Source organism: Pseudomonas sp. RG1, from assembly GCF_025910115.1.
GTDB classification, from domain to species: domain Bacteria; phylum Pseudomonadota; class Gammaproteobacteria; order Pseudomonadales; family Pseudomonadaceae; genus Aquipseudomonas; species Aquipseudomonas atacamensis.
On the sequence record NZ_JAPCIK010000018.1, the window covers coordinates 35,624 to 47,978 of the forward strand.

The window sequence follows — 12,355 nt, forward strand, 5'->3', positions numbered from 1 at the left end:
TCAAGAAGGTGTAGTTGCGATGAAACGTGTAGGTCTGATCGGTTGGCGCGGGATGGTCGGTTCCGTGCTCATGCAGCGGATGCTGGAAGAGCAGGATTTCGATCTTATCGAGCCGGTGTTTTTCACCACGTCCAATGTCGGTGGCCAAGGCCCGTCCGTGGGCAAGGACATTGCTCCGCTCAAGGACGCTTACAGCATTGACGAGCTGAAGACCCTCGACGTGATCCTGACCTGCCAGGGCGGCGACTACACCAGCGAAGTGTTCCCCAAGCTGCGTGAAGCCGGCTGGCAGGGCTACTGGATCGACGCGGCGTCGAGCCTGCGCATGAACGATGACGCGGTGATCATTCTCGACCCGGTCAACCGCAAGGTCATCGACCAGCAACTGGACGCGGGCACCAAGAACTACATCGGCGGCAACTGCACCGTCAGCCTGATGCTGATGGGTCTGGGCGGTCTGTTCGAGGCCGGTCTGGTCGAGTGGATGAGCGCCATGACCTATCAGGCGGCTTCCGGTGCCGGCGCGCAGAACATGCGTGAACTGATCAAGCAGATGGGTGCGACCCACGCCGCTGTCGCCGATCAACTGGCCGACCCGGCCAGCGCGATCCTCGACATCGACCGTCGCGTGGCCGAGGCCATGCGCAGCGAAGCCTACCCGACCGAAAACTTCGGCGTACCGCTGGCCGGCAGCCTGATCCCGTGGATCGACAAGGAACTGCCAAACGGTCAGAGCCGCGAGGAGTGGAAGGCCCAAGCCGAGACCAACAAGATCCTCGGTCGCTTCAAGAGTCCGATCCCGGTCGACGGCATCTGCGTGCGCATCGGCGCCATGCGCTGCCACAGCCAGGCGCTGACCATCAAGCTGAACAAAGACGTACCGATCGCCGATATCGAAGGGCTGATCAGCCAGCACAACCCGTGGGTCAAGCTGGTACCGAACAACCGCGAGATCAGCATGCAGGAGCTGAGCCCGACCAAGGTCACCGGCACCCTGAATGTACCGGTCGGTCGTCTGCGCAAGCTGAACATGGGTTCGCAATTCGTCGGCGCCTTCACCGTCGGCGACCAACTGCTGTGGGGCGCGGCCGAACCGCTGCGTCGCATGCTGCGAATCCTGCTGGAGCGTTGATCGCTTGAAGCAATGAAAGAGCCCGTGCCTTGTGAGAGGTGCGGGTTTTTTTATGCGCAATGATCGTTCCCATGCTCCGCGTGGGAATGCATCCCGGGACGCTCTGCGTCCCTTCCAAAGCAGAATGCGGAGCGTCCGTTGAGACATTCCCACGCAGAGCGTCGGAACGATCGGTACGGGCAGAAATTGCCTGTGCGCCACCCACCCGGTAAAGTGCCGCTCCCCCCGTTTTGCCAGAGGTAGTTCCATGACCCAGACTTTCGATATCGCCGTTATCGGCGCCACCGGTACTGTCGGCGAAACCCTCGTACAGATTCTCGAAGAGCGCGACTTTCCGGTCGGCAATTTGCACCTGCTGGCCAGCAGCGAATCGGCCGGCAGCTCGGTGCTGTTCCGCAACAAAAACGTCCGCGTGCGCGAGGTCGACGAGTTCGATTTCAGCAAGGTCAGACTGGTGTTCTTCGCCGCTGGCGCTGCAGTGTCGCTGAGCTACGCCGCTCGCGCCCACGCTGCCGGTTGCTCTCTGATCGATTTATCCGGCGCGCTGCCTGCGGATCAGGCGCCACAAGTGGTGCCCGAGGCCAATGCCGATATTCTCGCCAGTCTGAAAAGCCCGTTCCAGGTCAGCAGCCCAAGCCCGTCGGCCACTACGCTTGCTGTGGTACTGGCGCCGCTGCTCGATCTGCTCGATCTGCAATACGTCAACGTCACCGCCAACCTGGCCGTTTCTGCCCAAGGTCGCGAAGCGGTCACCGAGCTCGCGCGGCAGACCGCCGAGCTGCTCAACATGCGTCCGCTGGAACCGACGTTCTTCGACCGGCAGATGGCGTTCAACCTGCTGGCACAAGTCGGTACGCCTGATGCGCAGGGCCACACGCTGCTGGAAAAACGATTGGTTCGAGAGCTGCGCCAGGTGCTGGCAAAACCTTTATTGAAGATTTCTGCCACTTGCGTTCAAGCCCCGGTGTTTTTTGGCGATAGCTTTAGCGTGACCTTGCAGTCAGGCAGCGCTGTTGACCTGGAAAAAGTCAACGCCGCGCTCGAGGCTGCACCGGGCATCGAGCTGGTCGAGGCCGGCGATTATCCGACCGCGGTCGGCGATGCGGTGGGGCAGGACGTGGTCTATGTCGGCCGCGTGCGCAGTGGTGTCGACGACCTGGCGGAACTAAATCTTTGGCTGACGTCAGATAACGTACGCAAAGGCGCGGCGCTCAATGCCGTGCAACTGGCTGAGTTGTTGATAAAAGACCTGCTGTAAAAGATACTTGGCAACAATTTGTCGACTGATTCTAGGTGAGCGCTATGCTTGCCCGAAGCGCGTCGATGACGAGTCACCCTCCGGGACTTTCCGGGGCAGCACCGAAATGATCGCGCGCGGCGACCCCCGTCGTCGCATGCAATGCCTTACGGCAGCGGTATTCAAAAGCTTCTCGCTGGCCGAGGAACGTTCAAACAAAGGATGAGGCTATGGTTCAAGTTCGCAAACTGGTGTTAGCAATAGCGGCCGCCTCGGCGCTGTCCTCCGGTATGGCGCATGCCCTCGGGCTCGGGGAGCTGACCCTGAAGTCGACCCTGAACCAGCCGTTGGTGGCTGAAATCGAGCTGCTCGACGTCAAGGATCTCACCGCCGCCGAGGTGGTGCCGAGCCTGGCTTCCCCTGAAGACTTCGCCAAGGCTGGCGTCGATCGGCAGGCCTTTCTCAATGACCTGACGTTCACCCCGGTACTCAACGCCAGCGGCAAAAGCGTGTTGCGCGTGACCTCGAGCCAACCGCTGTCGGAACCGATGGTGAAGTTCCTCGTGCAGGTGATGTGGCCCAATGGCCGCCTGCTGCGTGATTACAGCGTGCTGCTCGATCCGTCGAAATTCTCGCCGCAGACCGCTGACGCCGCCGCGCAACCGGCGCCGTCGCAGACCATCACCGCGCCAACCACCGGCGCCACCCATCGCAATCAATACACCACCACGCCGCGCGACACCCTGTGGGAAATCGCCGCGAAGGCGCGCAACGGTGGCTCGGTCCAGCAGACCATGCTGGCGATTCAGGCGCTCAATCCGAATGCCTTTATCGACGGCAACATCAACCGTCTGAAAACCGGTCAGGTGCTGCGTCTGCCGGATCCGGTACAAAGCACGGCGCTGCCGCAGTCGGCGGCCATCGCTGAAGTGGCGGCGCAGAACGAAGCGTGGCGTCAGGGCCGTCGTTACGCGGCCAAGCCTGGCACCGGTCAGCAGCAGTTGGATGCAACCAATCGCGGCCGTGGCAATACCGGTGCAGCGGCCAACACTCAGGACAACCTGAGCCTGGTCTCGGCGGAAAGCGCCAAGCCCGGTGCGAAAGGCCCGGCCGGCGACGCCAAGGCGCTGAGCAACAAACTGGCAATCACCCAGGAAAACCTCGACACGACCCGTCGTGACAACGAGGAACTGAAAAGCCGCATGGCGGATCTGCAGAGCCAGTTGGACAAGCTGCAAAAGCTGATCGAGCTGAAGAACAATCAACTGGCGAAGATGCAGGCCGACGGCGCCACTGCTGCTGTGCCGCCGGTGCCGGCGATCACTGCCGAACTGGCCGCAACACCGCCAGCCACCCCGGCCGACGCCGCAGCGGCTTCCCCGACTCCAGAGTCGGCCATCGCGCCGCCAGCGGAAACCCCGGTTGAGCCAGTCGTCGAGCCGGTGGTCGAAACCACGCCTGCTGCCGCCGATGACGATAAAGCCTTCAATGAACTGCTGACCAATCCGATCCTGCTCGGCCTGATCGGCGGCGGTGCGGTGGTTCTGCTGCTTCTGCTGTTGCTGCTGGCGCGCCGTCGCAAAGCCCAGCAGGAAGCCGAAAAGCACCTGCGCATGGCCCGCGCTCTGGCTGAAGAGCAAGAGTTCTCCGCTGAGCAGGATCTGCCGGAAAGCAGCTTCTCTGGCCTGGAAACCCCGGCAGCCAGCGTCAAACTCAATACGCCAGCTCCGGCACCTGCGCCAACTCCAGCGCCGGTCGTCACTCCGGTGGTGATGGCTGCGCCGATTGCCGCACCTCTGGTGGCCCCGGCCGGCGAGCGCTCTGATGATGTGCTCGACAAAGCGCAATCGCACATCAATGCCGGTCGCCTCAATCAAGCCGCCGCGCTGCTGGAAGAGGGCGTCAGCCTTGAGCCGGAACGCAGCGATCTGCGCCTGAAGCTGATGGAAGTCTACGGCCAGCAGGGCGACCGTGATGCGTTCGTCGCGCAGGAGCGTCAACTGGTGGCTAATGGCGATAACTTCGCCAAGGTCGAAGCACTGAAGAGCCGCTTCCCGGCCATGGCCGTGGTTGCTGCCGGTGGGCTGGCGGCTGCCGCCGTCGCTGCCGAGCTGGACGCGCAGTACGTCAAGGAACTGCTGCAAGACGAGCCGCAAGCGCCCGAGACCGCCGCTGACGACCTCGACACCGCGTTCGATTTGAGCCTGGACGACCTCGACAACATCACCCCGGTCGATCCTGCGCCAGCGGTCGAGCCCGAAGCGCCTGTCGAGCTCGACGCGTTTCCGGCCGAAGACGATCTGAGCTTCGCTTCGGTGCTGCAAGAACAGACCGAGATGAAAGACAATCTCGACGATCTGTCGGACTTCGATCTGGATATGGATCTGGGCGCCGAACCATCGCCGGCCACGTTGGCTGAAGATGACTTCCTGCTGGATCTTGATGACGGTGTGAAAGATCTGCCGCCGGTCGAGACGCCGGTAGTTGCTGACGTGCCGCAGGACGATCTGGAGCTGCCAGCCGATTTCGACCTGTCGCTGGCGGACGAAATGGACAGCAACCCAGCTGCTGAGCCGGATGCCTTCGCGGCCGAGCTGGACGACGTCAATGCCGAGCTGGATCGCCTGTCGCAAAGCATGGCCGAGCCGAGCTTCACCGAAGCGGACGCGGCGATGGGTGACGATCTGGGCGAAGACGATTTCGACTTCCTCGCCGGCACCGACGAAGCGGCGACCAAACTCGATCTGGCCCAGGCCTACATCGACATGGGCGACGCCGACGGTGCCCGTGACATCCTCAACGAAGTGTTGACTGAGGGTGACGAGAAGCAGCGGGGCGAGGCCAAGGAAATGCTTTCCAACCTGGCGTAAGTTCAGCGGTAAACAACAAGCGGCAGCCCGGCGGGGCTGCCGTTTTTGTTGGTGCCGGATTCGGCGGTGTCTGATCGATTGCTTTCGCGAGCAGGCTCGCTCCCACAGGGGGATGCATTGCAAATGTGGCAGCGAGCCTGCTCGCGAAGGCGGCGGTACTGCCGATAGAGAACTCTGGCATCCCCGGCCCACCGCCTTATAATGCCCGCCTTTGCAAAATCAGCAGGCTGTCCCACCTTGGCAAACATAGATAACCCGGTCGCCGAAATGGCGCCCGACGGCTTTTACCGCGTCGCGCTGGGCGTTGAGTACAAAGGCTCGCGCTACAGCGGCTGGCAGCGTCAGTTGACCGGTGTGGCGACGGTGCAGGAAGAGCTTGAAAAAGCTCTGTCGAAAGTCGCCAATTCACCGGTTTCCCTGCAATGCGCCGGGCGTACCGACGCCGGCGTGCATGCCTGCGGCCAAGTGGTGCACTTTGACACCCAGGTTGATCGCTCGCTGAAAGCCTGGGTCATGGGCGCCAACATCAATCTGCCCCATGACATCAGCGTCAGCTGGGCCAGGGTCATGCCGGCGCATTTTCATGCGCGCTTCAAGGCCATCGCCCGGCGTTATCGCTATGTGATCTACAACGATCAGATTCGGCCGGCGCACCTCAATGAAGAAATCACCTGGAATCACCGTCCGCTCGACGCCGAGCGTATGGCCGAGGCCGCGCAGTACCTGATCGGTACTCACGATTTCAGCGCGTTCCGGGCCGGTCAGTGCCAGGCCAAGTCGCCGATCAAGAAGATGCATCACCTGCGCGTGACCCGACACGGCAAGATGATCGTGCTCGACATTCGTGCCAATGCCTTCCTGCATCACATGGTGCGCAATATTGCCGGTGTGCTGATGACCATCGGTGCCGGGGAGCGCCCGGTGGAGTGGATGAAAGAAGTGCTGGAGAGTCGCGAGCGTCGCTCCGGCGGGGTGACGGCGCATCCGTACGGGCTGTATCTGGTGCAGGTCGAGTACCACGACGAATTCCCGTTGCCCGAGCGCTTTATCGGGCCACATTTCCTTACGGGTTTCTCCGAACTTGACGGCTGACGCCCTTGGACGCTTTTGTTACCATCCGGGACGTTTTCGGATTTTGCCTTGAGGTTTTCCTGACATGTCAGCTGTTCGCAGCAAGATCTGCGGCATTACCCGCATCGAAGATGCGCTGGCCGCCGTCGAAGCCGGCGCCGATGCGATTGGTCTGGTGTTTTACGCCAAGAGCCCGCGTGCAGTGAATGTGCAGCAGGCAAGGGCGATCATCAAGGCGTTGCCGCCGTTCGTCACCACCGTGGGGCTGTTCGTCAACGCCAGTCGTTGCGAGCTGGGAGAAATCCTCGATGCGGTGCCGCTTGATCTACTGCAATTCCATGGCGACGAAAGCGCGCAGGAGTGCGAAGGCTGGCATCGTCCGTACATCAAAGCGCTGCGGGTCAAGGCTGGCGATGACATTGCCGCTGCCTGCGATGCCTTTCCCGGCGCTAGTGGCGTACTGCTCGACACGTATGTCGAAGGGGTGCCTGGCGGAACCGGCGAGGCGTTTGACTGGTCACTGATTCCGCAACACCTGAGCAAGCCGCTGATTCTGGCCGGCGGCCTGACGCCGGAGAACGTTGCCGACGCGGTGGCACGGGTCAAGCCTTACGCGGTGGATGTCAGCGGCGGAGTAGAGGCGAGCAAAGGCATCAAGGATCACCACAAGATTCGCGCATTCATCAGCGCGGTGCGCGGCAATACATCGTCGATGTGACGGCTGGCAGTCTGCCGCCGTCCATCAATGCACTTGCACAAAGCAGGCGCGGCTGAGGGTTGCTGAATCGTACGCAGGTCATGTTCCGCGCTGACCGCGACTGTTCATCAACCATCGCCACACACATGAATTTAGCTCAAGGGCATACGCGGGGCTGCGAACCAGAGCGTTCGGGCCGCCGGTACTGGAGAAAGAAAGCATGAGCAACTGGTTAGTAGACAAACTGATCCCTTCGATCATGCGCTCGGAGGTCAAGAAGAGCTCGGTGCCTGAAGGTCTGTGGCACAAATGCCCATCCTGCGAGGCGGTGTTGTACCGTCCGGAACTGGAAAAGACCCTGGACGTTTGCCCCAAGTGCAACCACCACATGCGCATCGGCGCACGTGCGCGCATCGACATCTTCCTCGATCCGGAAGGCCGCAACGAACTGGGTGCTGACCTGGAGCCGGTTGACCGTCTGAAATTCCGCGACGGCAAGAAGTACAAGGACCGCCTGGTCGCTGCGCAGAAGCAGACCGGCGAGAAAGATGCGCTGATCTCGGTCAGCGGTACCCTGCTGGGCATGCCGGTAGTGGTTTCGGCATTCGAATTCAACTTCATGGGCGGTTCCATGGGCGCCATCGTCGGTGAGCGCTTCGTTCGCGCTGCCAACTACGCACTGGAAAACCGCTGCCCGATGATCTGCTTCGCCGCTTCCGGTGGCGCGCGCATGCAGGAAGCGCTGATCTCGCTGATGCAGATGGCCAAGACCTCGGCCGTGCTGGCGCGCCTGCGTGAAGAAGGCATTCCGTTCATCTCCGTACTGACCGACCCGGTCTACGGCGGCGTTTCCGCCAGTCTGGCGATGCTCGGTGACGTCATCGTTGGCGAACCGAAAGCCCTGATCGGCTTCGCCGGTCCGCGGGTAATCGAGCAGACCGTGCGCGAAAAACTGCCGGAAGGCTTCCAGCGCAGCGAATTCCTGCTGGAGCACGGTGCAATCGACATGATCATTCACCGTCAGGAACTGCGTCCGCGTCTGGGTAACCTGCTGGCGCAGATGACTGGCAAGCCGACGCCGAAGTTCGTCGCCGCGCCGATCGAGCCAATCGTGGTGCCGCCGGTGCCTGCCAACGTATGACCCAGCGCACCCTTGGTGAATGGCTCGCCTACCTCGAGCAGTTGCATCCGTCGGCCATCGACATGGGCCTGGAGCGTTCGCAACAGGTAGCGTCCCGCATGGGGCTGGGCCAGCCGGCGCCTCGGGTGATCACGGTCACCGGCACCAACGGCAAGGGTTCGACCTGCGCGTTCGTGGCTTCTTTGCTGCGTGCGCAGGGCCTGAGCGTTGGCGTCTACAATTCTCCGCACCTGTTGCGTTACAACGAGCGGGTGCAGCTCAATGGCGTCGAAGCCACTGACGCCCAGCTGTGCGAAGCCTTTGCTGCGGTCGAGGCGGGCCGCGGCGAGACTTCCCTGACTTACTTCGAAATGGGCACCCTGGCGGCGTTCTGGCTGTTCCAACAGTCCGCGCTTGATGCTGTGGTGCTTGAAGTCGGGTTGGGCGGGCGTCTGGATACCGTCAATGTGGTGGATGCCGACATCGCGCTGGTCACCAGCATTGGCGTCGATCACGCCGATTATCTGGGCAATACCCGCGAATCCGTAGCCTTCGAGAAGGCCGGAATCTTCCGCCAGGGCAAGCCTGCTCTGTGTGGCGACCTGAATCCTCCGCAACCGCTGCTCGACAAGGCACGCGAACTGGCTTGCCCGTTTTTTCTGCGTGGTCGCGATTTCGATCTCGGCATCACTGAGCAGCACTGGCAGTGGCGCGGTACCGACGCGCAGGGCCAAGCGGTCGAATTGCGTGATTTGCCACTGCTTGATCTGCCGATGGAAAACGCCGCGCTGGCGCTGCAAGCCTATCTGCTGACAGGTTTGCCGTGGAATGCCGAACAGATTGTCGCGGCGTTGCAGGCGACGCGCGTGGTCGGGCGCCTTGATCGTCGTTCGTTCGAATGGAACGGCAAGCGCCTGAACCTGTTGCTGGATGTTGGTCACAATCCGCATGCCGCTGAATATCTCGCGCGACGTCTGGCTGCGCGGCCGCCGGTTGGCAAGCGTCTGGCGGTGTTCGGGTTGCTGGCGGACAAGGATCTCGATGGTGTTGTTGGCGAATTGAATGCTAGTGTCGCGCATTGGGCTGTCGCGCCGCTGGATTCGCCGCGTGCGCGTCCCGTAGCTGAGCTTGAGGCAGCGCTGCAGAACCTTGGTGCTTCGGTTACGTCCTATGCCAGCGTTGCGGCCGCTCTGGAAGGGCAGTGCGCTGAGGCAACCAGCGACGACGAGATTCTGTTGTTCGGATCATTTTATTGTGTCGCCGAGGCCCTTGAATGGCTGGCCCGGCGCTCCACGGAGGAAGCGGCAAATGGCTTTGCTGGATAAAGCGTACAAGCAGCGCATGGTTGGCGCGCTGGTGCTGGTGGCGCTGGCGGTGATCTTCCTGCCGATGCTGTTTTCCCGTCAGGATGAGCAGCGTCAGGTGACCGTCGAGGCCCCGGCTGCGCCTCAGCCTTCGGCCATGCCGCAAGTGCAAATGGACCCGGTCGCCGTGCCTGAGCCCCAGGCTTTGCCACAAGAGCCGGTGCCAACGGACGAAGAGGTCGCTGAAGAAGCGGTGCCTGCGGCCCCGGCTGCTTCGGCTGCTCCGGCTGCGCCAGCACCGACCATCCCTGCGCAGATAGCCCGCCCGGCAACGCCGCCACCGGTGGCCAAGCCGATTCCGGCGCCGGCTCAGCCAATCACCTCGGCAACCAGCAAGCCTGACACCACGCAGAGCCGCGTCGATGCCAACGGTCTGTCGGTGAGTTGGTCGGTGCAACTTGCCAGCCTGTCGAGCCGCGCCAGCGCCGAGAGCCTGCAGAAGAACCTGCGCAGCCAGGGTTATAACGCCTACATTCGTTCGGCCGATGGCAAGAATCGGGTGTTCGTCGGTCCGCTGATCGAGCGTGCCGAAGCCGACCGTCTGCGTGATCTGCTGAGCCGTCAACAGAACCTCAAGGGCTTCGTTGTCCGTTTTCAGCCTGAACGTGGCTGAAATCTATCACCTCGATTGAAAAGCACTGACAATCGCAGCTTACCGACAGCCATGCGCTCTGCTAAAATGCGCCGCCTTATCCGTCTGTAGGCTGCACTGTGCCATTTACCTGGGTTGACTGGGCGATCGTTGCAATCATCGCCATCTCCGCATTGATCAGTCTGAGCCGCGGCTTCGTAAAGGAAGCGTTATCGCTGCTGACCTGGATCATCGCAGGAACGGTTGCCTGGATGTTTGGTGGCTCACTGTCCGAGTACCTCGCCGGATACATCGAAACCCCATCGGCTCGCGTGATCGCGGGCTGTGCCATCATGTTTGTCGCCACACTGATCGTGGGCGCAATGATCAATTATCTTATCGGCGAGTTGGTTCGCGTCACCGGGTTGTCCGGGACCGATCGATTCCTCGGCATGGCCTTCGGCGCAGCGCGTGGCGTGTTGCTGGTGGTCGTGGCGGTCGGGCTGTTGAGCCTGGGGCCGGTACAGCAGGACGGGTGGTGGAAAGAATCACAGCTCGTGCCCAAGTTTCTATTGGTCGCCGACTGGTCCAAAAACCTGATACTCGGGTGGAGCAGTCAGTGGCTTGCCAGCGGAATCAGCGTACCCGCTGAGATTCCGTTCAAGGAGCAGCTCTTGCCGACGGCGAAAACGCCTCAGTAAGTGTTGTTCAGTTCAGATCCATTAAGTAGGGGTTGCGTCGCATGTGTGGCATCGTCGGTATCGTCGGTAAGTCGAACGTCAATCAGGCGCTGTATGACGCGCTAACCGTGCTCCAGCACCGCGGCCAGGACGCTGCCGGTATCGTGACCAGCCATGATGGCCGGTTGTTCCTGCGCAAGGATAATGGCCTGGTACGTGACGTGTTCCAGCAGCGTCACATGCAGCGTCTGGTCGGCCACATGGGTATCGGCCACGTCCGTTACCCGACTGCCGGCAGCTCGACGTCGGCCGAAGCCCAGCCGTTCTACGTAAACTCGCCGTACGGCATCACCCTGGCGCACAACGGTAACCTGACCAACGTTGAACAGTTGGCCAAAGAGATCTACGAATCCGATCTGCGTCACGTCAACACCAGTTCCGACTCGGAAGTGCTGCTCAACGTGTTCGCCCACGAGCTGGCCCAGCGCGGCAAGCTGCAGCCGACCGAAGAAGACGTGTTCGCCGCCGTGACCGACGTGCACAACCGCTGCGTGGGTGGTTACGCCGTTGTGGCGATGGTCACCGGTTACGGCATCGTCGGTTTCCGCGACCCGCACGGCATTCGGCCGATCGTGTTTGGCCAGCGTCACACCGACGAAGGCGTCGAGTACATGATCGCCTCGGAAAGCGTTTCCCTGGACGTGCTCGGTTTCACCCTGATCCGCGATCTCGCGCCAGGCGAAGCGGTGTACATCACCGAAGATGGCAAGCTGCACACCCGTCAGTGCGCAACCAACCCGTCCCTGACCCCGTGCATCTTCGAACACGTCTACCTGGCGCGTCCGGATTCGATCATCGACGGCGTGTCGGTGTACAAAGCACGTCTGCGCATGGGCGAGAAACTCGCCGAGAAAATCCTGCGTGAGCGTCCTGAGCACGACATCGACGTGGTCATCCCGATTCCGGACACCAGCCGTACCGCTGCGCTGGAACTGGCCAATCACCTGGGCGTGAAATTCCGCGAAGGCTTCGTCAAGAACCGTTACATCGGTCGCACCTTCATCATGCCGGGCCAGGCTGCGCGCAAGAAGTCGGTACGCCAGAAGCTCAACGCCATCGAGCTGGAATTCCGCGGCAAGAACGTCATGCTGGTCGATGACTCGATCGTGCGCGGCACCACTTGCAAGCAGATCATCCAGATGGCCCGCGAAGCCGGCGCGAAAAACGTCTACTTCTGCTCGGCGGCACCTGCGGTGCGCTTCCCGAACGTGTACGGTATCGACATGCCGAGCGCCCACGAACTGATCGCGCACAACCGTTCGACTCAGGACGTGGCCGACCTGATCGGCGCTGACTGGCTGATCTATCAGGACCTGCCTGACTTGATCGAAGCGGTCGGTGGCGGCAAGATCAAGATCGAACACTTCGATTGCGCAGTGTTCGACGGCAAGTACGTGACCGGTGACGTCGACGAGGCTTACCTGAACAAGATCGAACAGGCGCGCAACGATGCCTCGAAGGTCAAGACCCAGGCAGTCAGTGCGATCATCGATCTGTACAACAACTGAGTTTCCACCGGCCCTGAGGGGCCGGTTTTGTATCTGATATTTATT

Annotated in this window: 10 protein-coding genes; all 10 read left to right on the plus strand. The window is 61.6% G+C overall.

Annotated elements, in window-relative coordinates; genetic code table 11:
- Positions 1 to 19 precede the first annotated feature (19 nt).
- The 10 genes from asd to purF all read left to right on the plus strand — a co-directional run bounded on the left by asd (position 20) and on the right by purF (position 12,310).
- Positions 20 to 1,132, plus strand: a complete 1,113-nt coding sequence (gene asd, locus OK411_RS10675; RefSeq protein WP_071171651.1) for an aspartate-semialdehyde dehydrogenase — start codon at positions 20 to 22, stop codon at positions 1,130 to 1,132.
- 247 nt (positions 1,133 to 1,379) lie between these two features.
- Entirely contained in the window at positions 1,380 to 2,390 is a 1,011-nt protein-coding gene (locus OK411_RS10680) for an aspartate-semialdehyde dehydrogenase (protein WP_264364850.1), read from the plus strand.
- 209 nt (positions 2,391 to 2,599) lie between these two features.
- Entirely contained in the window at positions 2,600 to 5,239 is a 2,640-nt protein-coding gene (locus OK411_RS10685; RefSeq protein WP_264364851.1) for a FimV/HubP family polar landmark protein, read from the plus strand.
- Positions 5,240 to 5,506: 267 nt separating this feature from the next.
- The gene (gene truA, locus OK411_RS10690) at positions 5,507 to 6,331 is read left to right on the plus strand and encodes a tRNA pseudouridine(38-40) synthase TruA (protein WP_016773937.1); all 825 of its coding nucleotides are present in this window, start codon (positions 5,507 to 5,509) and stop codon (positions 6,329 to 6,331) included.
- A gap of 64 nt (positions 6,332 to 6,395) precedes the next feature.
- Positions 6,396 to 7,028, plus strand: coding sequence for a phosphoribosylanthranilate isomerase (locus tag OK411_RS10695; protein ID WP_264364852.1), 633 nt, complete (start codon positions 6,396 to 6,398; stop codon positions 7,026 to 7,028).
- A gap of 199 nt (positions 7,029 to 7,227) precedes the next feature.
- Complete coding sequence (accD, locus tag OK411_RS10700) at positions 7,228 to 8,148, plus strand: acetyl-CoA carboxylase, carboxyltransferase subunit beta (protein ID WP_016773939.1); 921 nt, start codon at positions 7,228 to 7,230, stop codon at positions 8,146 to 8,148.
- Positions 8,145 to 9,452: a bifunctional tetrahydrofolate synthase/dihydrofolate synthase gene (folC, locus tag OK411_RS10705; RefSeq protein WP_264364853.1), complete on the plus strand. Its 1,308-nt coding sequence runs from the start codon at positions 8,145 to 8,147 to the stop codon at positions 9,450 to 9,452. Before accD ends, folC begins: the two co-directional genes overlap by 4 nt.
- Complete coding sequence (locus OK411_RS10710; protein ID WP_264364854.1) at positions 9,436 to 10,104, plus strand: SPOR domain-containing protein; 669 nt, start codon at positions 9,436 to 9,438, stop codon at positions 10,102 to 10,104. The genes folC and OK411_RS10710 overlap by 17 nt, the downstream gene beginning before the upstream one ends.
- Positions 10,105 to 10,202: 98 nt before the next feature.
- Positions 10,203 to 10,763, plus strand: a complete 561-nt coding sequence (locus OK411_RS10715; protein WP_264364855.1) for a CvpA family protein — start codon at positions 10,203 to 10,205, stop codon at positions 10,761 to 10,763.
- A 41-nt stretch (positions 10,764 to 10,804) separates the two neighbouring features.
- Positions 10,805 to 12,310, plus strand: coding sequence for an amidophosphoribosyltransferase (gene purF, locus OK411_RS10720; protein WP_016773943.1), 1,506 nt, complete (start codon positions 10,805 to 10,807; stop codon positions 12,308 to 12,310).
- The last annotated feature ends 45 nt before the right edge of the window (positions 12,311 to 12,355 follow it).

Bases quoted from the DNA above. Each gene is read 5' to 3' on its own strand.
- purF (WP_016773943.1), top strand. From the start codon at position 10,805: ATGTGTGGCATCGTCGGTATCGTCGGTAAGTCGAACGTCAATCAGGCG.
- folC (WP_264364853.1), top strand. From the start codon at position 8,145: ATGACCCAGCGCACCCTTGGTGAATGGCTCGCCTACCTCGAGCAGTTG.
- OK411_RS10680 (WP_264364850.1), top strand. From the start codon at position 1,380: ATGACCCAGACTTTCGATATCGCCGTTATCGGCGCCACCGGTACTGTC.
- OK411_RS10710 (WP_264364854.1), top strand. From the start codon at position 9,436: ATGGCTTTGCTGGATAAAGCGTACAAGCAGCGCATGGTTGGCGCGCTG.
- accD (WP_016773939.1), top strand. From the start codon at position 7,228: ATGAGCAACTGGTTAGTAGACAAACTGATCCCTTCGATCATGCGCTCG.
- asd (WP_071171651.1), top strand. From the start codon at position 20: ATGAAACGTGTAGGTCTGATCGGTTGGCGCGGGATGGTCGGTTCCGTG.
- truA (WP_016773937.1), top strand. From the start codon at position 5,507: ATGGCGCCCGACGGCTTTTACCGCGTCGCGCTGGGCGTTGAGTACAAA.
- OK411_RS10685 (WP_264364851.1), top strand. From the start codon at position 2,600: ATGGTTCAAGTTCGCAAACTGGTGTTAGCAATAGCGGCCGCCTCGGCG.
- OK411_RS10695 (WP_264364852.1), top strand. From the start codon at position 6,396: ATGTCAGCTGTTCGCAGCAAGATCTGCGGCATTACCCGCATCGAAGAT.